Below are 22,428 nucleotides of genomic sequence, written 5' to 3'. Positions count from 1 at the left end.
GCGAACGCGGCAAGCACAGCAACACGCGCCGCTATGCTTTGCGGGCGCGGGCGCGCGCGGCACAACCGGCAATCGCGCTCGTCATGCGGTTGAGGTAGGTATCGACGGAAAAGCGCTGTGCGGCGTCGTCGCGCGCGCGGCATGCAACGTCGCGCGCAAGGTCGGGGGCGCGGCGCACGGTTTCGATCGCCTCGGCCAGCGCCGCCGGATTGCCCGGCTCGACGAGCCAGCCGTTGCACCCGTGGTTGACGATCTCGGGCACGCCGCCCGCCGCCGATGCGATCACCGGGCGGCCCGCCGCCATGCCTTCGACGATCACGCGGCCAAACGGCTCCGGCTCCGTCGACGTATGCAGGACCACGTCCACGGCTTTCATCCATGCGGGCATGTCGTCGCGAAACCCCGCAAAGATCAGACGATCGCTTACGCCCAGCCGCGCGGCCTGTTCGTGCAGCGCCTTTTCGTAGGCCTCTTCGCCGAACATCGCCGAGCCGACGAGCACGAGATGGAGGTCCGGCATGCGCGCGAGTGCTTCGAGCGCGATGTGTTGCCCCTTCCACGAAGCGAGGCGTCCGAACAGCCCGGCGAGGTACACGTTCTCCGGCAGCCCGAACTGGCGGCGCAGCGTGGCCATGTCAGACGTATCGGCGCGGCTGAACGCTTCGAGATCGATCCCGTTGTGGACCACGGGCACGTCTTCCGGCGCGCAGTGCGCGAGCGTGATCAGCGACTCGGCCGACGCGCGCGAGTTCGCGACCACATGATCGACCGCGTAGCGCGTGAGCCAGCGCACGACGAGCCGTTGCAGCGGGCCGAAGTGCTCGCTCGACATGACATCGTGCAAATACCAGACGATCCGCTTGCGATGCAGCGGCTTGCCGAGCGCGCCGAACACGAGCGCCTTCTGGGTATTGAGGAAGAGGACGTCGAACGATTTCGCGTGCTGCGCGATGGTGCGCACCTGGCGCACGATGCCTGGCAGCGCGGCGAGCCACGACAAACGCAGCGAGTCCTTGCGAATGCCAGACACGCTCGCCTCGCACGCGAGGCTTACCGGCACGCCGAGCGATTCGAGCCGTGCGCGAAAAGGTCCATCCGAAAGCAGCAGCACTTCGCGGCGCGCGCCCCATGTGGCCGCGAGCGGCATGAGCGAGAACTCCGCGCCGCCCAGTTGCCCGCTCTGATCGACGAACAACACGCTGGGCGCGTTGGTGCGCACGGACGGCGGCAGCTCATCTGAGGAAACCACAACGGGTGCGAGAGTATGCATGGCGGCAGATCCACTCGGTTGATCGATGCCTCGAAGCGAGGCTGCGTTACCGGGTATGTCCGGCCACATTATTCACGCGGCTCGCGCGAAGCAGTGTGGGCGCCCGCACTTACGAACGACGAAGGCGGCTCTACGCTACGCATGAATGCTGGTTTATGGACTTGCGCACGGCCAGAAAGCACGAGGCAATACCAGGAACGACCAGGCATCACCAGAAACCACCACGAATCAACGGGAAGCTCCGGAGGAGAGTCGCTGTCATGAAAGTGGCCATCGTGCATGACTGGCTCGTCGTTTCTGGCGGAGCCGAAAAAGTGCTGCAACAGATCATCGAGTGCTTCCCCGACGCGGACCTGTTCAGCCTCGTGGACTTTCTCGAAGACCGTTCGGTCGTGCGCGGCAAGACCGTGCAGACGTCGTTCATCCAGCATCTGCCGTTCGCGCGGCGCCGCTATCGAGGCTACCTGCCGCTCATGCCGCTCGCCGTCGAGCAATTCGATCTCGCCAGCTACGATCTGGTCATCACGAGTTCATATGCCGTCGCCAAGGGCGTGCTGGTCGGCCCCGACCAGACGCACGTGAGCTACGTGCACTCGCCCATTCGCTACGCGTGGGACCTCCAGCATCAGTATTTGCGCGAATCGCACCTCACGCGCGGCATGCGCTCCTGGGCCGCGCGCGCGCTGCTGCACTATTTGCGCAACTGGGACTCGCGCTCGGCCAACAGCGTGGACCAGTTGCTGTGCAACTCGCACTTCGTCGCGCGTCGCATCATGAAGACCTATCGGCGCGATGCGTGCGTCGTGGCGCCGCCTGTCGACGTGCAAGGGTTCGAACTGCGCGCCGAAAAGGAAGACTTCTATCTGTGCGCTTCGCGCATGGTGCCGTACAAGCGCATCGATATGATCGTCGAGGCCTTTGCGGCCATGCCGGAGCGCAAGCTCGTCGTGATCGGCGACGGCCCGCAGATGGCGGAAGTGCGCGCGAAGGCCTCGCCCAACGTGAGCATTCTCGGCTATCAACCGTTCGAAGTCCTCAGGGACCACATGCAGCGCGCGAAGGCGTTCGTGTTCGCCGCCGAGGAAGATTTCGGCATCGCCATTCTCGAAGCCCAGGCGTGCGGTACGCCCGTGATCTGCTACGGCAAGGGCGGCGTGCTCGAAACCGTCATCCCGCTTGGCGAGCCGGAGCCGACCGGCATCTATTTTCCCGAGCAGACCGCGCAGTCGCTGAGCACGGCGGTCATGGCGTTCGACCGCAGTATCGACAGCTTTACGCCGCAAGCCTGCCGCAAGAACGCGGAGCGTTTTTCGCCCGCGGTGTTCCGCCGCTCGTTCATGGTGGAGGTGATGCGAACCATCGCCGCACAAAGCGCGATGCGCGACACGCTGCACACCGAAGACGACCTGCGTCTGAGCGTGCGGTAGCGCACGCAGCCCGATCTGTCTGGCGCGCCCGCGCGGTGCGCGCCAGCCTTCGCCAACGCCCTCCCGCCTTTCTGCACGGCACCGACGTCGCGCCGTGCCTTGCCATTCCTTCTTGCTTCGCATCACTAAGCATCTTCCGGCCCCATTCGAGTGCATACCATTCAGTTAGCTAACGGATCGCCGGAAAATCGCAGGCAATTGTAATGCCAACGTCAGTTGGGGTAAGTGCGGAGGGGCACGCATGCCAATTGATTCGCCACGAATAATAGCCAGCAGAAAAACCTACTTCTCGCTGGTAAAACTTTCATGTTCAAAGATACGACACAGGCAACCCCGCCCATCCTGGCGCCGGGCATGCTCGCGAATGCGGACGCGTACGGCGAAACTCTCGGGCAAACGCACGTGCGACAGGAAACAGCGAGCGTTCTGTTCGTCGATCAGAGCGGCCAACTGGGCGGCGCGGAGTTCTCGCTCATGCCGCTCGCGGCCACGTGGGGCGCGCGCCGCGAAGTGCTGCTGCTCTCCGACGGCCCCTTTCGCACGCGGCTCGAATCGCTCGGCGTGCCGGTGAGCCTCGCGTGCGAGGCCAGCGTGTCGGACATCCGCAAGGACACGCTGCGCCTGTCATGGCTTGGCGCGCTGCCGGGCATCCTGCGCCAGGTGCGAGCCATCGCGCGCCACGCGCAAGGCTATGACATTCTCTTTCTCAACACGCAGAAGGCGCTCGTGCTCGGCGCGCTCGGCAAGCCGCTGCATCGCAAGCGCATTGTCTGGCACTTGCACGACATCATGTCGAGCGAGCACTTCGGCCCGCTGCAGCGCCTCATCGTGCGCTGGCTCACGCGCTACGCGGTCGATCACGTGATCGCGAACTCGCGCGCATCGGCCGATTCGCTGATCGCGCTCGCGCACTGCGCGACCGAAAACGTGCCGGTCGTGCATAACGGCGTGGACCTGGAAGAGTTCCGCTGCAAGGACGCACCAGACATGGCCGCCCTGCGCCGTCAGTTCGGACTGCCTGAGAATGTGTATCTCGCCGGGCTGTTCGGCCGCCTCGCGCCGTGGAAAGGCCAGCACATTGCACTCGAAGCGCTCGCGCGCATACCGGACCTGTCTCTCGTGCTGGTCGGCTCCGCCCTCTTCGGCGAACAGGAATACGTGAAATCGCTGCATAGCCAGGCCGCGCGCCTGGGCGTGCAGGACCGGCTGATCTTCGCCGGATTCCGCGACGACATGCCCGCGTGGATGAAAGCCGTGGACGTGATCCTGCACACGTCGACGGAGCCGGAGCCGTTTGGCCGCGTGATCATCGAGGGCATGGCGGCGGGCCGGCCCGTGATCGCGGCGGCGGCCGGCGGCGTGACCGAAATCGTCCGGCACCGGACCAATGGCTGGCTGGTGCCGCCACGCGACGTCACCGCGCTCACGGATGCGATCGCCATCCTGCGCGCCGCCCCCGAACTGGCGCAGCGGCTGGCCAGCCAGGCGTTGGACGACGTTGCACAGCGCTTTTCCGTGGAAGCCTATCTCGACCAGATGAAGCGGATGATCGCAAACCTCGGTGATTGAACGCGCAAGCCACCGAAGAAAGGGTACGAAGCTCGCGATGCGCACACGCGCGAACACGCGTTGTGTGCCTCTTCTAACGGTTGGCGGATAACGACGTGCCTAAGATGGGATCATTTTCACTCTCTCCCACCGTGCGCACATCATGAGCGTCGCCAAGCTCAGTTCCTGGGGCCACTACCCGTATGCGCCGCAGACAGGCCCCGCGCCTGGCTGGCGCGAAGGCGTGCAGGGCGCGCTGCGCGACACGGGCACCCGTTTCGGCACGACGCTGCCGTTCGGCAACGGCCGCAGCTACGGCGACAGCTGCCTCGCGGCGACCGATCACGTGGTCGCGCTGCGCGGCCTCGACCGCTTCATTGCGGCGGACTGGCAAAGCGGCGTCCTGCGCGCCGAAGCCGGGGTGACGCTTGGCGAAGTGCTGGCGCTTTCGGTGCCGCGCGGCTGGATGCTGCCGGTCACGCCCGGCACGCAATTCGTGACGCTGGGCGGTGCGGTGGCCAACGACGTGCACGGCAAGAACCACCACGTGCGCGGCACGTTCGGCCGGCACGTGCGCCGCTTTTCGCTGCTGCGCTCGGACCGCGAGCCGCTCGCGTGCGCGCCCGACGAGAACACCGATCTGTACTGCGCAACGATCGGGGGCCTCGGGCTCACGGGCATTGTCGAGTGGGTCGAGCTGCAGTTGATGCCGGTCACCTCCAGCCGTCTCGCGACCGAGACGGTGCCTTTCGGCAATCTCGACGAATTCCTCGCGTTGTCGCACGAACTCGACACCCAGCACGAGTACGGCGTGGCATGGATCGATTGCCTCGGGCGCGGCGCGTCGCTTGGCCGGGGCATTTATGTCTGCGCCGATCACGCCACGGACCAGTGCTTCGAGATGCCGAAGCCGCGCGAGCGGCGCGTGCCGTTCGCGCCGCCGTGGTCGCCCGTGAACCGCTACACGCTCAAGCTCTTCAATACGCTCTACTACCGGCGCGAGGCCGCGAAGGCCGGGGGCGCCGTCGTCGACTACGCGAGCTACTTCTACCCGCTCGACAGCATCCAGAACTGGAATCGCCTCTATGGGCGGCGCGGCTTCCAGCAGTATCAGCTCGTCGTGCCGGACGCGAGCGCGCGCGACGCGCTGCATGCGTTCCTCGACACCATCGCCTCCTCGAACGCCGGCTCGTTTCTCGCGGTGCTCAAGCGCTGCGGCCCGCTCGTCTCGCCGGGCCTGTTGTCGTTCCCGATGCAGGGCATTTCCCTCGCACTCGATTTCCCCCAGCACGACAGCCGCAACGCCGCCCTGTTCGCGCGGCTCGACGCGATCGTGCGCGAAGCGGGCGGCCGTCAGTATCCGGCCAAGGACGCCCATATGAGCGGCGCGGATTTTCGCGCCGCCTACCCAGCATGGCAAACACTCGAACAACTGCGCGACCCCGCCTTGATGTCGCGCTTCTGGCAACGGACAACCCGGTAATGGACAAAAACATCCTGATCGTCGGCGGCTCGTCCGCCATCGCAGTGGCCTGCGCACGCGAATGGGTCAAGCGCGGTGCGAACTTCATGCTGGCCGGCCGGCATCCGACGCGGCTCGACGCCGTCGCGCAGGACTTGCGCGTGCGCGGCGCGGGCCGGGTCGGCACGTTCGTGCTCGACGTCAACGACTTCGAGCAGCATCGCGCGATGCTCGACGCGGCCGTGACCGAACTTGGCCGCATCGACATCGTCCTGCTCGCGCACGGCACGCTCTCCGACCAGTCCGAATGCGAGCGCGACCCGCAGGCGGCGGTGCGCGAAATCACCGTCAACGCGCTTTCCACGATCGCGCTCCTCACGCTGCTCGCCGGCGTGTTCGAAGCGCAGAAAAGCGGCTCGATCGCCGTGATCTCGTCGGTGGCGGGCGACCGCGGACGGCCCTCGAACTATGTCTACGGCACCGCCAAGGCGGCCGTGACGACCTTCTGCGAGGGGCTGCGCGCGCGCCTGTTCAAGTCGAACGTCAAGGTGCTGACGATCAAGCCGGGCTTCGTGAATACGCCGATGACGGCAGGCCTCGCCCTGCCTGGACCGCTCGTTGCCTCCCCCGAGCGCGTGGCGGCCGATATCGTGCGCGCCGTGGAGCGCGGCAAGGATTCGATCTACACACCGTGGTTCTGGGCCGAAATCATGCTCGTGATCCGCTCGCTGCCCGGCTTCGTGTTCAAGAGGATCTCGCTATGAGCAGCCCGGCCGCCGGCATGACGCTCACGCGCACGAGGCTGGTGTTCTGGTACTCGGTGTTCGCAGCCATCTCGATCGGCGCGAATCTCGGCAGCCAGAGCCTGGCGTTTCATCTGTATCAGGGCACGTATGCGGTGCCCATTTCGGTGTGCGTCGGCACCGCGGTCGGCCTCGTCGTGAAGTATCTGCTCGACAAGGCATGGATCTTTCGCTACGAGCACCGCAGCGTCGCGCACGGCGTGCGCACGTTCGCGCTTTACGTCGCGATGGGGCTCGGCACGACACTCGTTTTCTGGATCGTGGAGTTCGGCGCAGACGCGCTCTTTCACGGCGAAGCCGCGCGTCTCACAGGCGGCGCGCTCGGGCTGGTGATCGGCTATGTCACGAAATATCACCTCGACAAGCGCTTCGTGTTTGCCTGAACGCGTGCCTGACCGCGTGCCTGACTGCGCGGCTGGGCTTTTCAGCGCGCGCCGGGTAGCGCCCGGCGGTGGTGCGTTGCCGCACAGAGCCGCGGCGGCGCGCTCGCTACGATGGATTCACCCTCCGGAGCGCGGGCGCGAGGCGTTTGCGCCGCCCTCCGCCCAATGCAGCAGCTGCCGGCGCCCCGACCGATTTCGCGCCGGCACGGAGAAACCACATGGCCACACCCGCAGCTAACTCCGTTCCGCTTTGCGTGGATCTGGACGGTACGCTCACGCGCACCGACTTGCTGTTCGAAGCCTTCTTCGTCCTGTTCAAGCAAAACCCGCTTTCCATCTTCCTGTGCATCGCGTGGGCGCTGCGCGGGCGCGCTTATCTGAAAGAGCAGATCGCTCAGCGCGTGAACATCGACGTGGGCGTGCTGCCCTACAACACCGAACTGCTCGCGTGGCTGCGCAGCGAGCGCTCGGGCGGACGCGACCTGTATCTGTGCACGGCCACCAACCAGCGCCTCGCTTCGCAGATCGCCGCGCACGTAGGCCTCTTCACGGGCGTGCTCGCGAGCACGGCCAGCAACAACCTGCTCGGCAAGAACAAGGCACAGGCGCTCGTCGAGCAGTTCGGCGACCATGGCTTCGACTATTGCGGCGACGCGCGGGCCGACGTGCCCGTCTGGCAAAAGGCGCGGCAAGCGATCGTGGTGGGCGACAAGCACATTGCCGCCGTGGCGCGCAAGGCGAACGCCACCACCATCTTTTTCGAAGAGAAACGCCGGCTCATTCCGCTCGTGCTCAAGGAAATGCGCGTGCATCAGTGGGTGAAGAACGTCCTGATCTTCGTGCCGCTCCTGACCGCCCACCGCTACACCGACCTGCATGCGCTCACTGCCGCCTGCATCGCGTTCGCATCGTTCAGCCTGCTCGCGTCGTCGGTGTATCTGCTCAACGACATGCTCGATCTCGACGCCGATCGCCGCCACGCGCGCAAGCGCAGCCGGCCGTTCGCCTCGGGGCGGCTCACGCTCAAGTTCGGCATCGTGCTGACCATCGCGCTGCTCGGCGCCGGGGCGGGGCTCGCCGTACTGCTGCCATGGAAATTCGGCGCGGTGCTGGCCGCCTACTTCGTGGCCACGGTCGCCTACTCGTTCGCACTCAAACGCATGACGCTCGTCGACGTTTTCACGCTCGCGTGTCTCTATACCGTGCGCGTGATCGCCGGCGGCACGGCGACCGGCATTCCGCTTTCGTACTGGCTGATCCTGTTCTGCGTGCCGATCTTCCTCTCGCTCGCGATGGTCAAACGCTATGTCGAACTCGACACCATCCTGCGCGAAGGCAAGACCGAAGCGGCCGGCCGCGGCTACATCACACAGGACATCTCGATCCTGCGCTCGTTCGGCACGGCTTCCGCCTACCTGGCCGTGCTCGTACTCGCGCTTTATATGAATACGCCCGAAATGCGGCAGTTGTACCAGCACCCGCAGGCGCTGTGGGCGACCTTCGCTCTCACGCTTTACTGGGTGAGCCGTATCTGGATGTGCGCGTTTCGTGGCAACATGCACGACGATCCGATCGTCTTTGCGTTCAAGGACCGTGCGAGCCTCGCCGTGATGGCGCTTTGCGGGCTCAGCATGCTGCTGGCGACGTGATCTCGCGCCCGCCCGCCACGACGCCTCAGGCCATGGTCGCACTTCCCCTCGCCCGCAGCGGCGCGCATGGGGCCGATGCGCGGCAGGCTCGCGCGCCGGGCCCCGTGCTCGCGCCGTCCGTTTCGGTCGCGCTCGACCTGATCCGCTTTCTGCTCGCGCTCACGGTCGTGATCGGCCATTGCACGCAGCGCTACTTCCAGTACGAGTGGCCTGACCTGACCGGGGCGGCCGTGGTGGCGGTCGGGGGCTTCTTTGTGCTGAGCGGCTACACGATCCGCTCGTTTTCTCCGCCCTCGCCTTCGTTCGACCTGCAGCGTTTTTTCGTCGATCGCGCGAGCCGCCTGCTGTCGATCAGCTTGCCCGCACTCGCGCTGACGGTGCTGCTCGACGCGTACGCCTCGAGCGCCTCGCCACAGTGGTATGCGCTGTGCTGGGGCAGCGACGCAACTCAGCCGGTGCTCAGGCTGCTGGCGAACGCCACGCTGTTTTCCCAGTCATGGGGCGCCGACATCGTGCCGTTCTCGAATTCGCCGTTCTGGAGCCTTAGCTACGAAGCGGGCTTCTACGCGATCTGGGCCGCGCTCGCGTATGCACGCACGCGCCGCCATTCCTTCGCCTTGCCGCTTGCCGTCGCCCTTCTGTTCGGCCCGAACATCATCGCGATGATGATGTTGTGGCTGGTAGGGGTCGCCATCTACGATCTGTTCGCCCGCACGCTCTCGCGCCGCACGCTGCTGTTGCTCGCCGTGGGCTCCGTGTGCGCGGCGCTGCTGCTTGCGACATGCTATCTGCCGTTCAAGCCTGTGCTGCAGTCGTCGATCGAGTGGCTCTTCGATCTGGTGGGCGGCAATCGTCAGCGCATTGGCGCGAGCCTCGTGTTCGGCGCCGTGATGTTCTGCTTCTTCATGGTCGCCCTGCTCGCCGTCCTGAGGCTCTACGAGCCGCGTCTGCACGTAAGCCGCCGGGTCGTGCGCGCGGCAAGGCGGGCGGGCGAGGCGACGTTCCCGCTGTACCTCATGCACTTCCCCATGCTCGTCGCCGCGACCGCGGCGCACCTGTACAACCCGCATTCGAGCCTGCAAAAGATCCTGTTGCTTGCCGCGCTCGTGCTGGCCGCCTTTGTGGCCGCACCCATCGGGGCACGTTTGAAGAACCTGCTGCGCGCGCTGTTCAACCGCGCGCTGACACGGCAAACGGCCTGAAGCGCGGGCGCGATGCCGGTGCGGCTCGCGGCACGCCCGCGCCGCGGCACCAGGGCGTGGCCGCCGCACGCATCGAGGGCGGTTTCGCGTCCAATGGCTTACCTGTGTGAACTTCGTCGCGAAGGCGTGGCGCGGCAGATCGTTCGCGTTCTCGCCGGGCACGGTGCGCTTGCTCGGGCGCGATGGACTCAATGCACGAACTCAACACAAAAACGCAACGCAAAAACGCACAGCGCGAACAAGCACCGGATTAACCGCCCCCATCCGCGGGCAACGGCGCCTGCGAAGGCAGGCTCGCACGCGCAGCGCTGCGCCGTGCGGACATTTTGCTCAGCACGGCCATTGCCGGGCGCTCCACGAGCAGGTGGAACACGTACGCAAGCGCGAGCGCGATGAGGAAGAAGCCCATCGACCAGAAGATGCTGACCGGCTTGATCGAATGGGAGCGCCAGGAGACCAGGGCAACGAAGATCGGGATATGCACGATATAGAGCGAATAGCTGAATTCGCCGACTTTTTCGAGCGCCCGCATGACAAGGGCCCGACTCGCGCGCGCGTGCAGCGTCCACGCGAGAAACGGCGCGAATGCAATCGCCCAGAGCTGGAACTGCACGTACTGTATCGGCGCGGCGCAGCCCAGCACGAGCATGAGCGGCGCAACGACGGCGACCGTACTTTTGCGCACTCGCTCGCCCTGCACTTCCCGCTCGGCGATCCAGGCGCCGAGATACCACGACGCCCAGTACGACGTGAACACGACAACCCCGCGCCGCTCCAGCAGAAAGTACGAGACCGCACCCAGCGCGACGAGGCCCGCGAGCGTCCAGTTCGAACCGATGCGCCGCCGCATGGCGAACAGCAGCGGATAGATCGCATAGAACTGGATTTCGAGCGAAAGCGTCCAGAGCGCGCCGTTCGAGCCATAAGTCGGCGCGGCGATGCCTTGCAGCGCAAGCAAATTGCCGGCAAACGCGCCCAGACCGATATCGCCGATTCGGTCGTTATGCGGCCAGAAGGTCGCGCTGAAGCTGTCGAGCGCAAAGGTCAGCAGCAGCGCGCAAAACAGCACGGGATAGATGCGGATGAATCGCCGCAGCAGGAAGTCGCCGGCGTCGAGCCGGTAAAGCGGATTGCGCGCGAGCCGCGCCGCATGGCCGCGATGAATGCAATAGCCGCTGATCACGAAGAAAATCGGCACGCCGATCGAGCCCCAGACGAACGGAATCGTCAGGTATGCGAACACCGTATCGAGCGAAAACAGCGAATGGTGGCCCGCAATGTATTCGCGGATGCCCACCCATGCGATGACGCGGCAATGAAAGTACGCGACGATCATCGCCGCGATGCCGCGCATGGCCTCGACATTGCGCGCGCTGTCGGCGTCCCCGCTCTTCATCTGATGGCTCTTGGCTTAAGTTTCACGGCACGTGCTCGCGGATGCGCCCGGCGCCCCCGCCGAAGGTACCTGTGATTTAAGCAAAGCGACGCCCGCCCCTCTGTGCGCGGGCATACACACCCCGCGCCGCAAAGGCGCCCCGCCGCCTTTGTATAATCGCGCATTCCTCCTTCCGGTCGCGGTTTCCTTTCATGCTCAGTTTTGCCCTCGGCTTTCTCGTTTCACTGCTGGTCACGCTGCTGATCGTGCGTTACGCGCATCTGCATGAAAGGTTCTCCGTCGACTCCGACCTCGCGGGCGTGCAGAAATTTCACGTGCGGCCTGTGCCTCGCATCGGCGGAACGGGCATCCTCGCCGGGCTCATCGTGGCCGCCGCGCAGTTGCACGGCGCGTATCCGGCCGTCTCCGGCGGCATACTCGGCATCGTCGCGTGCGGGTTGCCCGCGTTCGCCTCGGGACTGATCGAAGACCTCACCAAGCGCGTCTCGCCACTTGCTCGCCTCCTCTGCACGATGGCCGCCGCCGCGCTCGCGTTCTGGTTCCTCGGCATCGCGGTCACGCGCATCAGCGTGCCGCCGCTCGACTTCCTGCTGTCCTACGCGGCAATTTCGTTCGTCATCACCGTGCTCGCAGTCGCGGCGCTCGCCAACGCGATCAACATCATCGACGGCTTCAACGGCCTCGCCTCGATGGTCGCGTTCATGATGTTCGCCTCGCTCGCCTACGTGGCGTTCCAGGTGCACGACCCCGTCGTGCTCTCCGCGTCGTTCATCATGATGGGCGCGGTGCTCGGCTTCTTCATGTGGAATTTCCCGGCGGGCCTGATCTTCCTCGGCGACGGCGGCGCGTATTTCATCGGCTTCATGCTCGCCGAGCTGTCGATCCTGCTCGTCATGCGCAACCGCGACGTGTCGGCCTGGTATCCGGTGCTGCTCTTCATGTATCCGATCTTCGAGACCTGCTTCTCGATCTACCGGAAGAAGTTCGTGCGCGGCATGTCGCCCGGCATTCCAGACGGCGTGCACCTGCACATGCTCGTCTACAAGCGCCTCATGCGCTGGGTCGTGGGCGCGCGCAACGCCCGCGAACTCACGCGGCGCAATTCGCTCACTTCGCCGTACCTGTGGCTGCTCTGCCTGATCGCCGTGATTCCGGCCACGCTGTTCTGGCGCCACACGGTGCATCTGTTCTGCTTCGTCGTGCTGTTCGCGCTTACCTACGTGTGGCTCTACGTGAGCATCGTGCGCTTTCGCTCGCCGAAGTGGCTCGTCGTGCGCAAGACGCGCAGGCGCTGAAAACGGCTTTCCGGCTCTACCGCGCAGCCACGGCGCATGTGGCCCCGCTTCGCGCGTAGAATCGAAAGGAACGGCGGCGCGCATGCCTCATGCCCGCCGCCGCTTCTTTTCGACGTCCATTTCGATTCAGGGAAAGCCGATATGAGCCGTTATCTCGCGTTTGCGCTTGCACTGTTCGCCGTGACGCTCGCTGCCTGCAACACCATCGCTGGTGCGGGCGAGGACATTTCGAAGGGCGGCCAAGCCATCACCAATTCGGCTGAAAAGGCCAAGTAACCCGCTTGTGGATGAGTCGCGGCGCGAGCCGGCGCTCACGCCGCGGCGCCTTCGCGCAGGCGCGCATTTTCGGCCTCCAGCTCGCGCACGCGCGCCTCGCGTTGCGCCGCGGCCTCTTCCAGTTCGCGAATGCGCGCCTCGCGCTGCTCTAACGCCGACTTCACGTCCGCCGCCTCGAAGCGCTGCGGAATATGCTGCGGGCAGTTCATGTCCCACGCGTTCACGGTGAAGACGATCACCCGCTCCGCGCGCGCCTTGTAGCCCGGAGGCATCAACTGCGCTAGCAGCGCCGCATCCTGCGCCGCATCGACGACCCGCGCGCGGCCCCAGATCTTCACGCGACGCCGCCGCGCATAGTCGATCACGAATAAATGCGCCTTCGGGTTGTCGGCGAGATTGCCGAGCGTGATGTACTGCTGATTGCCGATGAAATCGGCGAACGCGATGGTGTGCTCGTCCACCACGTGCAGAAAGCCCGCCGGGCCGCCGCGATGCTGGATGTACGGCTGCCCTTCGGTATTCGCGGTGCCGAGGAACACGCTCGTTTGCGCGCCGATGAACGCCTGAATCTCGGGCGTGAGCGCCACGCCCCAGGCATGGTCGCGCTCCACGCGCGCATACAGCTCGCGGGAACCGAGGCGCTCCTGCATCGCCTTGACCGTCGGCGAAAACGCCACGTCGCTCGGATAACGGTGGACGCGATCGGCGTTCGAGGCGTTCGAGGCGTTCGAGGTCATGTCGGACTCCTTTGCAGCGCGCTGCGGAGTCTAAAGACTAGTTTCTTCCGTCAGAAAAGATAATCCCCCAGCAATGAGAATCATCCTCCCGAATTGTGGAAGGGCAAGCGGCCTGCGGGCATGCGGTTCGCTGCTCCGACGCTTCGCGCCCCGCGCACGCCAGCCGCACACAAGGCACATATTCGGGCGCGGCGGCAATTCCCGCGCCGTGCGGCCCGAAGCGCGCTACCCTTGATGTTCACGCCGCGTGGCGCGAGTCCAATCAACCGCCCGACGGCCTCATGCGCCGGGCGCCATGGCAGGGAGTCGAACATGTCGAAAACGATCTGGATTGTCGTCGCCAACCGCGTGACCGCGCGCATTTTCGCCGCAGAAAGCCCGCTGGGCGCCATCGACGAGGTCGAAACGCTGCTGCATCTGCAGGGCCGCATGCTCGATGAGAATCTCGTGACCGACAAACCGGGGCGCACCACCGACCGCGTCGGCTTCGGCCGCAGCGCGACCGATCCCGACACCAGCCAGCACGATCACGAAGCCACCGTGTTCGCGGCGGAGATCGCGACCACGCTCGCGAAGGCCCGCAACGACGCACGCTACGGCACGCTTGTGCTCGCGGCGCCGCCCGCGTTCCTCGGTGTGCTGCGCAAGGCGATCGACGCGCAAACGCGCAGCCTCGTCACGCTCGAACTCGACAAGGATCTCGCGGCGCTCGACGCGCGTGCGCTACGCTCGCGACTGCCTGAGCGGCTCGTGCGGGCCGAGGCGTAAGCCAGGCTGATCCGCAACATGCGCGCGGGCTGCCATCCCGCGCGCCGGGCAACGCTTGCCCCGAGCGGCCCGCGGCTCACCCCGCGAGATGCGCGACACACGCGCGCACGAGGCCGATGGCGTTCTCGCCCGCCAGCATGCCGAGCAGCCCGACGAGCGCGATGGTCGGCGGCGCGGGCGATTTCACCTGCAGCACGTTGTAGAGCAGCCCCGCGAGCGCGCCGACCGCGAACGACACCAGATACCCCTTCATCGTCATCTCCCGTTCGTCGTGCCGCGCTCACGCCATGTCGATCACGACGCGCCCGGGCGTGCCCGCCGCGACCGCCTCGTAGGCTTCGCGCGAGCGCGCAAGCGCGAAGTGCGCGGCCACGACGGGCGGCTCGAACTGGCCCGCATCGAACGCTTCGGCAATCGCGCGCATGAGCGGCGCGGACTCGACCACACCGAGCTTCGCACTATCGGCGCCGAGCAGCTGCGTTTCGTTGTGATAGAAGTCGATCAGGTCGAACTCCACGCGCCGCTTGCCCGTTGCGCTGATCTCGACCACGCGGCCACGCCGCTTCGCAAGCGAAAGCGCCAGTTCGAACGCCACGCCCCCGACGGCGTCGTAGACGACGTCCACGCCTGCGCCGCCCGTCAGCTCGCGCACGCGTTCGGCGGTGTGCTCGTCCATGGGCACGAAGGCGTCGATGAGACGCGCGGCCGGCGAACCGGCAGGCGGCGCCTCGCGGCCCACGCCGATCACGCGCGCGCCGCGCGCCTTGGCGATCTGCGTGACCGCGCCGCCCACACCGCCCGACACGCCGATCACAGCGATCGTTTCACCCTCGGCAAGATGCGCGTAATCGACGGTGCCAAGCCAAGCCACGACGAAGTTCACGCCAATGGACGCAGCCTGCGCGTGTGAAAGTGCCGCGGGCTTAAGCGCGAGCGCGGCCACAGGCACCTCGATGAACTCGGCGTGCGTGCCGTCGCGCGTGAAGCCGATGTCGCCGCCCGTGCCCCAGACCTCGGCGCCGAGCCATTGCGCGGGGCCCGCCACCACCACGCCGCTGAAGTCGCGGCCCGGCACGCGTGGCGGCACGGTGTGCTCGAAATGACCGGAGACGTTCTTCACGTCGCTCGGGTTGACCGAGGCGGCGCGCACCTGCACGAGCGCGCTATCGGCGCCGGGCACGGGCGTGGGCAGATCGACGTACTCGAGCACCTCGGGCTTGCCGAAGGTCTTGAACTGGATGGCTTTCATGGCGGAACTCCGTGGGTTCAGGGGCGCCGCGCCTTTGCGTGGGGCAAAGGCGGCAGCGCATTGAACGGAAGTCTAGTTTGCCGGCATCCCGTTGAGTGGACAGATGCTTTCGAATTTCGGACAAGCCGCCGCGCGATCGCGGCGAAAGACTCAGAGCGCGTCGATCGGAATCTTCAGATACCGCACGCCGTTGGCTTCGGGCTCCGGCATACGGCCCGCGCGGATGTTCACCTGGATCGACGGCAGGATCAGGTTCGGCATGGCGAGCGTGCGGTCGCGCGCGGTGCGCATCTGCACGAACGCCTCTTCGCTCACGGTCTCGTTCAAATGGATATTGCCGCTGCGCTGTGCGCTCACCGTGGTCTCGAAACGTGGACCGCGCGAAGCGGGCGGATAGTCGTGGCACATGAAAAGGCGCGTGTCGCCCGGCAGGTCGAGCAGCTTGCGCGCCGAGCGATAGAGCGTGTGCGCGTCGCCGCCCGGGAAGTCGCAGCGCGCCGAACCCACGTCGGGCATGAAGAGCGTGTCGCCCACGAACACGGCGTTGCCGATCTGGTAAGCGAGGTCGGCCGGCGTGTGGCCTGGCACGTGCAGCGCGCGTGCCATCAAAGCGCCGACCTGGAACGTCTCGCCATCGCGAAACAGCATGTCGAACTGACTGCCGTCCGGGCTCAGCGTCTCGCCCAGATTGAACACGGCGCGAAACACGCCCTGCACGGCGCGAATATGCTCGCCAATCGCAATGCGGCCGCCCAACTCAGCCTTCAGATACGGCGCCGCCGACAGATGATCGGCGTGCGCGTGCGTTTCCAGCAGCCACTCGACGCGAAGCCCGTATTCGCGCACGAACGCGACCACGCGCTCGGCCGATTCCGTGGAGGTGCGACCCGATTTGGGATCGTAATCGAGCACCGGGTCGACGATCGCGCAGGCCGTGCCGCGCCCGGCGTGCACGACGTAGGTGACCGTGGCCGTGACGGGGTCGAAAAACGGCTCGACTTTGGGATCGGGTGTGTGTAGCTGGTCTGGATTGGACATCAACGGCTCCGCAAAGATGACCCTTTAGTAAAACACATATTATAAATTTATATAATGTTTTTAGACAAAGTATAATGCGACGGATTGCCGTTTAACCTCGTCCATCGAGGCGACACATGAACTCACCACTCGCTCCCGAAGCGCTCGCGGCCTTGCGCGAATCCGCCGAAAAGTGCTGCGCGCTGCTCAAGGCGCTGGCCCACGAAGACCGTCTGCTGCTGCTTTGCCAGCTCACCGAAGGCGAGCGCAACGTCGGCGAGCTCGAGGAACTGGTCGGCGTGCATCAGCCAAGCCTTTCGCAGCATCTTGGCAAGCTGCGCGACGAAGGCCTCGTCGATACGCGCCGCGAAGGCAAATACATCTTCTACCGCCTCGCCAGCCCCGAAGTTATCCAGGTCATGCAGACGCTGTCGAGCCTGTATTGCGGGCGCCTCAAGGCACAAGCGGCACAAGCGGTACAAGCGGTACAAGCGCAGGGGCAAACAGCGTGAGCCTCGACCTCGCCCACTTCACGCCCTTCGCCTCGTTCGCGGGCGGCCTGATGATCGGCGCGGCCGCCGCGCTCTTCGTGCTCGTGAACGGCCGCATCGCCGGCATCAGCGGCTTGCTGGGCGGCTTGTTGCCAGGCTCGGGAGCCGAGCGCGGCGTGAATGCGGCGTTCGTCGCCGGGCTCGTCGCCGCCCCGCTGCTGTGGCGGCTGCGCGCGGCGCTGCCGGCCATGCAGATCGACGCCTCCGCGCTCACGCTCGTCGTGGCGGGCCTGCTGGTCGGCGTCGGCACGCGTTACGGCTCGGGCTGCACGAGCGGCCACGGCGTGTGCGGGATCGCGCGCGGCTCGCGGCGCTCGTTCGTCGCCACCGGCGCGTTCATGGCGGCGGGCTTCGCCACCGTGTTCGCCGTCCGTCACCTGATCGGAGGCTGAAATGCGAAAACTCAGCGCGTTCGCGTGCGGTCTGCTGTTCGGCATCGGCTTGCTCGTCTCGGGCATGGCCAATCCAGCCAAGGTGCTCGGCTTTCTCGATCTCGCCGGTAACTGGGACCCATCGCTTGCCTTCGTGATGGCGGGCGCCACCGCGCTCGCCGCGCCCGCCTTCTGGCTCGCGCGTACACGAACGTCGAGCCTCGCCGGTGCGCCGATTCAGTTGCCCACGGCGCGGCGCATCGACGGCCGGCTGGTCGGTGGCGCCTTGCTGTTCGGCGCGGGCTGGGGGCTCGCGGGCTTCTGCCCCGGCCCCGCGCTGGTCGCCTCGGGCGGCGGCCAGCCGCGCGCCTGGCTCTTCGTCGCCGCCATGCTCGCGGGCATGGCGATTTATGCGGTGCTGGAGCGGCGCCGCCGCTCGCAAGCCAACTCATTCAGCAGCACTCAACCACACTAAGCCGCGCCAGCCTCGGGACCAAAAATCACATGCAAATCACGCTACACGACGCGCGCTTCGCAAGCGCCGACCAGATCACGCCCGACGACCTCGCCGCCATCCACGCGGCGGGCTATCGGTCGATCATCTGCAACCGGCCCGATGGCGAAGGCGGCGAAGCGCAACCCACGTCGCAGGCGCTGCGCACGGCGGCGTCGCAGCTCGGCCTGCAGTTCGCGTATCTGCCGGTCAGACCCGGGCAGATCACCGCAGAAGCCACCGCGCAGTTCGCCCAGCTGCTCGTCGACCTGCCGGGCCCCGTGCTCGCTTACTGCCGCAGCGGCAACCGCGCCACGAGCCTATATCAGCTCGCGCAGCAAGGCGCACCGGTGTCAGCGGCCACGCAAGCCGCGCATGCCGCGCGCGCCGCAACGGCGGCCTGCGCGTGGGAAGGCGAAACCTGGGACGTCGTGGTGATCGGCGGCGGGACGGCGGGTATTGCCGTCACTTCGAGCCTGCTGCGCCGCGAGCCGAACCTGAAGATCGCCATCGTCGAGCCGAGCGATCATCACGACTATCAGCCCGCCTGGACGCTGGTCGGCGGCGGCGCCTACGACGTGACGAAAACGCGCCGGCCGATGGCGAGCGTGATGCCGGCGGGCGTGAAGTGGTTCCGCGCCGCGGCCACGCGCGTCGAGCCGGACGCGAACGTCGTGCAACTCGACAGTGGCGTGCGCGTGGCCTACCGCCAGCTCATCGTGGCGCCGGGTCTGCGGCTCGCGTGGGAGCGCATTGCGGGCCTCACGGAAACGCTCGGCAAGAACGGCGTGACCTCGAACTATCGCTATGACCTCGCGCCCTACACCTGGCAGCTCGTGCAGCAGATGAAGGGCGGCACCGCCCTCTTCAGCCAGCCCGGCATGCCGATCAAGTGCGCAGGCGCGCCGCAAAAAGCCATGTATCTCGCCTGCGACCACTGGCGCCGTCAGGGCGTCATCGGCCAGATCAACGTGGAATTCAATCTCGCGGGCGCCGTGCTGTTCGGCGTGGCGACCTTCGTGCCGCCGCTCATGGCGTACGTGAAGCGCTACAACGCGAATCTCGCGTTTTCGTCGAATCTCGTCGCCGTGGACGGCCCGGCGCATCTCGCCACGTTCGAAGTGAAGGATGCGAACGGCAACGTCACGCGTGTGGAGAAGCGCTTCGACATGCTGCACGCCGTGCCGCCGCAGGTCGCGCCCGACTTTATCCGCGACAGCCAGCTCGCGGACGAGGCCGGCTGGTGCGAAGTGGATCACGCCACGCTTCAGCATCCACGCTATCCGAACGTGTTCTCGCTCGGCGACGTGTGCTCCGCGCCGAACGCCAAAACCGGCGCGGCCGCGCGCAAGCAGGCCGTGATCGTGGCGGAGAATCTGCTCGCCGCGCGCGCAGGCGCGCCGCTCGCCTGGCGCTACGACGGTTACGGTTCGTGCCCGCTCACCGTGGAAAAGGGCAAGGTCGTGCTGGCCGAGTTCGGCTATGGCGGTCGCCTCTTGCCCACCTTCCCGCTCGACCCCACGCGGCCGCGCCGCCTGATGTGGCTGCTCAAGGCGAGCGTGCTGCCGAGCTTCTACTGGTGGGGCATGCTCAAGGGCCGCGAATGGCTCACGCGGGCTTCGCGCGGTTGACGGGATCCACGGGAATCGAGGGCTGCTGAATCAGCCTTCGAAATCGAGCCCGCCAAGCAGCACTTCCGGCTCGCCCTGCGTGCGCGAAGCAAAATCGACCGGGCGCGCCGACTCCCAGGACGCGAGCTTGCGCCCCGTCGCTTCGAGGTAGTGCTCGAAGCGCGCTTCGCCGCCGGGCTCCATGAGGCGCTCGATCTCCTCGGTGTCCCAGGTCAGCGAGACGTTCAGCGGATACCCGTACGGATGCCGGTGCTCGTTCGCGACCCCGCGCAGGCGCACGCGCGTGGGATGGCCGTGCCCGGCGTTGGGCACGACGTCGACGTGCACCGAAGGGCCGAACTGTTTCGCCAGCTTCGCCGCAATGCGCGGTGCGAACTCTTCCTCGAACCGGCGAACGGCTTCGATACTCATGCGCGGGGCACTCCACGGAGGATGGGCAGCGGATTAAGGCGCTGCCGGTCGCGACCGTGCAGCGCATCGTGCTGGCATCCTACCGCGACGTCAGCATGTCAGCCAATGCCCGACAGCGCAGCGCCGCCAAGACCCTTCACGCCACTCACGCCGCCCGGCGCTCACGCGCGGCCATGAGGCTGCGCACGCCTTCGAGCGAATACACGCCGAGCGCGACCCAGATCGCGCCGTAACCCACGGCGCGCACCGCGCCGAACGGCTCGCCGTAGATGAGCACGCCGGTGAGCAGTTGCAGCGTAGGCGTGACGTACTGGATGAGACCGAGCATCGACAGCGGAATGCGCCGCGCGGCCGCGCCGAAGAGGAGCAGCGGGATCGCCGTGATCGGGCCGGAGGCCGCGAGCAGCAGTTGCAGCCCGCGCGAGGCATGCGTGAAATGGCTCTCGCCCGCAAGGCCCACGATCGTCAGATAGACGATCGCAACGGGAAAGAGCAGCACGGTTTCGAGCGCGAGGCCTTCGAGCGCGCCGAGTTGTGCGGTCTTGCGCAGGAGGCCATAGCCGCCGAAGGTCACAGCGAGCGCGAGACTGATCCAGGGCGGCGCGCCGTTTTGCCAGGTGAGCCACACGACGCCTGCGCTCGCCAGCGCCACGGCGGCCCATTGCAGCGCGCGCAGGCGCTCGCGCAGGAACGCATAGCCGAACAGCACGTTGATGAGCGGATTGATGAAGTAGCCGAGGCTCGCCTCGACAATGTGCCCGGCATTGACGGCCCAGATATAGGTGCCCCAGTTGGCCGAGAGCAGCACGGCGCTCGCCACGAAACGCGCGAGCAGACGGCGGTCGCGCAGCGTGGGCCCGAGCCACCGCCAGTGGTGGCGCACGACGAGCACGGCGATCACGAACAGGAGCGACCACGCCATGCGGTGCGCGAGCATTTCGAGCGCGGGGATCTGGTGCAGCGTCTTGAAGTAGATGGGGAAGAGCCCCCAGAGAACGAAGGCAGCGAACGCGTAGAGGATGCCGGGATTCATGGTCGATTCTGGTTATGGAGGCGCCAGTCCTGCGCGGCGCTGTTCGGCGCGTGCCTGCGAGAGATCGGGGTCCGTGCGAAGGCAATTGAAAGCCAGGCGGTGCGCGCCCGATTTCGCGTAACCCTGCGCCGAGCCGCCGGTTTTGCGACAATAGCGGATTTTCGCCGCCAGCCCTGGCCGTTGTCCAGCCTGACGCGCCGCTTACGGCGCGCGCTGTTCGCAACGCGGCAGACGATGGCGCCGCCCCCCTGAACCGGCCTCCTCGCGCGCGATGTCCTTCCCCCATATCGATCTGCTGTATTCGCTGTCCGGCCTGTTCGTCGGATTTCTGGTCGGCCTGACCGGCGTGGGCGGCGGCTCGCTGATGACGCCGCTCCTCGTCCTCGTCTTCAACGTGCACCCTGCTACCGCGGTCGGCACCGACCTGCTCTACGCGGCCGCGACCAAGTCGGCGGGCACGCTCGTGCACGGGCTCAAGGGTTCGGTGGACTGGCGCGTGACCTTGCGGCTCGCGGCCGGCAGCGTGCCTGCCGCGACGATCACGCTGATTCTGCTGCACCGTTATGGCATGGACACGCCGCGCGCAGGGCATCTAATCCAGGCCGTGCTGGGCGCGGCACTCCTCATTACGGCCGTGGCGCTGATTTTCCGGACGCAGCTCGCCGCGTTCGCTTCACGCCACCGCCACGGGCCCGGCGAAGCGCGCACGCTCTTCTTCACGATCTTCACGGGCGCGGTGCTCGGCGTGCTTGTCTCGCTGACTTCGGTGGGCGCGGGCGCCATCGGCGTGACCGTGCTGCTGCTGCTCTACCCGGCGCTGCCCACCGTGCGCATCGTCGGCTCCGATGTCGCGCACGCGGTGCCGCTCACCCTGCTCGCGGGCGCAGGCCACTGGCTGCTCGGCTCGGTCGACTGGCACATGCTGCTTTCGCTCTTGTGCGGCTCGCTGCCCGGCATCGCGATCGGCAGCCTGCTGTCTTCGAAAGCGCCCGAAAAGCTGTTGCGCGTGCTGCTGGCCGCGACGCTCACGCTCGTGGGCGTGCGGCTCGTGCTCTCCTGAGCGCCGCGCACGCCAGGCGCATCCCGCGCACGTCGTGCGCGCTCAGGCGTGAGGCGCCTGGCGGAAAAACCTCCCGTTGAGATCGACCTCGAACTGACGCAGCCACTGGCCGCGCGCATCGATGCGGTAAGCCTGCGCCCAGGCGCCGCGCCGCACGATCAGCATGTCGCCGTGGTCGGGATCGTTGGGATCGGCTTCGCCGCGAATGTCGAACTGCATGGGCGCGAAGCCGTGCCGCGCACAGGCCAGCTCGAAGGCCGCCCGGTCGACGAGCGGCAAGTCGGTGTAGGTATGAATGGTCATGGCGATTTCCTGCTTTCCAGCGATGAGGCCGCGCTCGACCTCGGGAAAGACGCGCGATACCCACGGTATACCCCCAACCGCGGGAAAACTGTG

General features: G+C 66.5%; 24 protein-coding genes. 15 read left to right on the top strand and 9 right to left on the bottom strand.

The features are described from left to right. Positions 1-31 precede the first annotated feature (31 nt). Positions 32-1,270 carry a glycosyltransferase family 4 protein gene (locus FAZ97_RS02955; protein WP_158757116.1) on the bottom strand — a complete coding sequence of 413 codons (1,239 nt, stop codon included), beginning with the start codon at positions 1,268-1,270 and terminating at the stop codon, positions 32-34. A gap of 260 nt (positions 1,271-1,530) precedes the next feature. Between FAZ97_RS02955 and FAZ97_RS02950 the strand changes: the two genes are divergently transcribed. From FAZ97_RS02950 to FAZ97_RS02920, 7 genes are all read left to right on the top strand, one after another. Further along, the gene (locus tag FAZ97_RS02950; RefSeq protein ID WP_158757115.1) at positions 1,531-2,697 is read left to right on the top strand and encodes a glycosyltransferase family 4 protein; all 1,167 of its coding nucleotides are present in this window, start codon (positions 1,531-1,533) and stop codon (positions 2,695-2,697) included. A gap of 306 nt (positions 2,698-3,003) precedes the next feature. Beyond that, entirely contained in the window at positions 3,004-4,266 is a 1,263-nt protein-coding gene (locus FAZ97_RS02945; RefSeq protein WP_158757114.1) for a glycosyltransferase family 4 protein, read from the top strand. 142 nt (positions 4,267-4,408) lie between these two features. Further along, positions 4,409-5,728 carry an FAD-binding oxidoreductase gene (locus FAZ97_RS02940; protein WP_158757113.1) on the top strand — a complete coding sequence of 440 codons (1,320 nt, stop codon included), beginning with the start codon at positions 4,409-4,411 and terminating at the stop codon, positions 5,726-5,728. Beyond that, entirely contained in the window at positions 5,728-6,471 is a 744-nt protein-coding gene (locus FAZ97_RS02935) for an SDR family oxidoreductase (RefSeq protein ID WP_158757112.1), read from the top strand. The genes FAZ97_RS02940 and FAZ97_RS02935 overlap by 1 nt, the downstream gene beginning before the upstream one ends. Beyond that, positions 6,468-6,893 carry a GtrA family protein gene (locus FAZ97_RS02930; protein WP_158757111.1) on the top strand — a complete coding sequence of 142 codons (426 nt, stop codon included), beginning with the start codon at positions 6,468-6,470 and terminating at the stop codon, positions 6,891-6,893. Before FAZ97_RS02935 ends, FAZ97_RS02930 begins: the two co-directional genes overlap by 4 nt. 218 nt (positions 6,894-7,111) lie before the next feature. Beyond that, a complete protein-coding gene (locus tag FAZ97_RS02925) occupies positions 7,112-8,542 on the top strand; it encodes a UbiA family prenyltransferase (RefSeq protein ID WP_158757110.1) in 1,431 nt (476 codons plus the stop codon). 32 nt (positions 8,543-8,574) lie between these two features. Then, positions 8,575-9,744, top strand: a complete 1,170-nt coding sequence (locus tag FAZ97_RS02920) for an acyltransferase family protein (RefSeq protein WP_158757109.1) — start codon at positions 8,575-8,577, stop codon at positions 9,742-9,744. 250 nt (positions 9,745-9,994) lie between these two features. On the opposite strand, the gene FAZ97_RS02915 is transcribed toward FAZ97_RS02920, so the two are convergent. Further along, positions 9,995-11,140, bottom strand: a complete 1,146-nt coding sequence (locus tag FAZ97_RS02915; protein ID WP_158757108.1) for an acyltransferase family protein — start codon at positions 11,138-11,140, stop codon at positions 9,995-9,997. A gap of 191 nt (positions 11,141-11,331) precedes the next feature. Between FAZ97_RS02915 and FAZ97_RS02910 the strand changes: the two genes are divergently transcribed. Then, a complete protein-coding gene (locus FAZ97_RS02910) occupies positions 11,332-12,435 on the top strand; it encodes an MraY family glycosyltransferase (RefSeq protein ID WP_158757107.1) in 1,104 nt (367 codons plus the stop codon). Positions 12,436-12,576: 141 nt separating this feature from the next. Beyond that, a complete protein-coding gene (locus tag FAZ97_RS02905; protein WP_158757106.1) occupies positions 12,577-12,711 on the top strand; it encodes an entericidin A/B family lipoprotein in 135 nt (44 codons plus the stop codon). A 35-nt stretch (positions 12,712-12,746) separates the two neighbouring features. On the opposite strand, the gene FAZ97_RS02900 is transcribed toward FAZ97_RS02905, so the two are convergent. Continuing rightward, positions 12,747-13,448 (bottom strand): pyridoxamine 5'-phosphate oxidase family protein, encoded by a 702-nt coding sequence (locus tag FAZ97_RS02900; RefSeq protein ID WP_158757105.1) that lies wholly within the window; start codon positions 13,446-13,448, stop codon positions 12,747-12,749. Positions 13,449-13,760: 312 nt separating this feature from the next. Between FAZ97_RS02900 and FAZ97_RS02895 the strand changes: the two genes are divergently transcribed. Further along, positions 13,761-14,216, top strand: coding sequence for a host attachment protein (locus FAZ97_RS02895; RefSeq protein WP_158757104.1), 456 nt, complete (start codon positions 13,761-13,763; stop codon positions 14,214-14,216). A 76-nt stretch (positions 14,217-14,292) separates the two neighbouring features. On the opposite strand, the gene FAZ97_RS02890 is transcribed toward FAZ97_RS02895, so the two are convergent. The 3 genes from FAZ97_RS02890 to FAZ97_RS02880 form a co-directional block, all read right to left on the bottom strand. Next, on the bottom strand, positions 14,293-14,469 hold the full coding sequence (locus FAZ97_RS02890) for a DUF1427 family protein (protein WP_158757103.1): 177 nt from the start codon (positions 14,467-14,469) through the stop codon (positions 14,293-14,295). Between the two features lie 27 nt (positions 14,470-14,496). Further along, positions 14,497-15,465: a quinone oxidoreductase family protein gene (locus tag FAZ97_RS02885; protein ID WP_158757102.1), complete on the bottom strand. Its 969-nt coding sequence runs from the start codon at positions 15,463-15,465 to the stop codon at positions 14,497-14,499. Between the two features lie 150 nt (positions 15,466-15,615). Beyond that, positions 15,616-16,503: an MBL fold metallo-hydrolase gene (locus FAZ97_RS02880; protein ID WP_158757101.1), complete on the bottom strand. Its 888-nt coding sequence runs from the start codon at positions 16,501-16,503 to the stop codon at positions 15,616-15,618. Positions 16,504-16,619: 116 nt separating this feature from the next. On the opposite strand from FAZ97_RS02880, the gene FAZ97_RS02875 reads away from it, so the two are divergent. From FAZ97_RS02875 to FAZ97_RS02860, 4 genes are read left to right on the top strand one after another with little or no spacing between them, the layout of a single operon-like run. After that, positions 16,620-16,994 carry an ArsR/SmtB family transcription factor gene (locus FAZ97_RS02875; RefSeq protein WP_158757100.1) on the top strand — a complete coding sequence of 125 codons (375 nt, stop codon included), beginning with the start codon at positions 16,620-16,622 and terminating at the stop codon, positions 16,992-16,994. Beyond that, positions 16,991-17,425: a YeeE/YedE family protein gene (locus tag FAZ97_RS02870; RefSeq protein WP_158757099.1), complete on the top strand. Its 435-nt coding sequence runs from the start codon at positions 16,991-16,993 to the stop codon at positions 17,423-17,425. Before FAZ97_RS02875 ends, FAZ97_RS02870 begins: the two co-directional genes overlap by 4 nt. Position 17,426: 1 nt before the next feature. Continuing rightward, the gene (locus tag FAZ97_RS02865) at positions 17,427-17,879 is read left to right on the top strand and encodes a YeeE/YedE family protein (RefSeq protein ID WP_158757098.1); all 453 of its coding nucleotides are present in this window, start codon (positions 17,427-17,429) and stop codon (positions 17,877-17,879) included. Between the two features lie 29 nt (positions 17,880-17,908). Then, a complete protein-coding gene (locus FAZ97_RS02860) occupies positions 17,909-19,528 on the top strand; it encodes a bifunctional protein tyrosine phosphatase family protein/NAD(P)/FAD-dependent oxidoreductase (protein ID WP_158757097.1) in 1,620 nt (539 codons plus the stop codon). A 30-nt stretch (positions 19,529-19,558) separates the two neighbouring features. Here the strand turns inward: FAZ97_RS02860 and FAZ97_RS02855 are convergent, their stop codons facing one another. Both FAZ97_RS02855 and rarD read right to left on the bottom strand, forming a co-directional pair. Continuing rightward, positions 19,559-19,939, bottom strand: a complete 381-nt coding sequence (locus tag FAZ97_RS02855; protein ID WP_158757096.1) for a DUF5594 family protein — start codon at positions 19,937-19,939, stop codon at positions 19,559-19,561. Positions 19,940-20,084: 145 nt separating this feature from the next. After that, a complete protein-coding gene (rarD, locus tag FAZ97_RS02850; protein ID WP_158757095.1) occupies positions 20,085-20,972 on the bottom strand; it encodes an EamA family transporter RarD in 888 nt (295 codons plus the stop codon). Positions 20,973-21,243: 271 nt separating this feature from the next. On the opposite strand from rarD, the gene FAZ97_RS02845 reads away from it, so the two are divergent. Beyond that, positions 21,244-22,032, top strand: coding sequence for a sulfite exporter TauE/SafE family protein (locus FAZ97_RS02845; RefSeq protein ID WP_158757094.1), 789 nt, complete (start codon positions 21,244-21,246; stop codon positions 22,030-22,032). Positions 22,033-22,074: 42 nt separating this feature from the next. Here the strand turns inward: FAZ97_RS02845 and FAZ97_RS02840 are convergent, their stop codons facing one another. After that, on the bottom strand, positions 22,075-22,335 hold the full coding sequence (locus FAZ97_RS02840; RefSeq protein WP_158757093.1) for a hypothetical protein: 261 nt from the start codon (positions 22,333-22,335) through the stop codon (positions 22,075-22,077). Positions 22,336-22,428: the final 93 nt, after the last annotated feature.

The sequence above is a fragment of the Paraburkholderia acidiphila genome, assembly GCF_009789655.1.
Lineage (GTDB): Bacteria > Pseudomonadota > Gammaproteobacteria > Burkholderiales > Burkholderiaceae > Paraburkholderia > Paraburkholderia acidiphila.
Note: the sequence above shows the minus strand (reverse complement) of the source record. Positions and strands in the feature narration are given on the sequence as shown.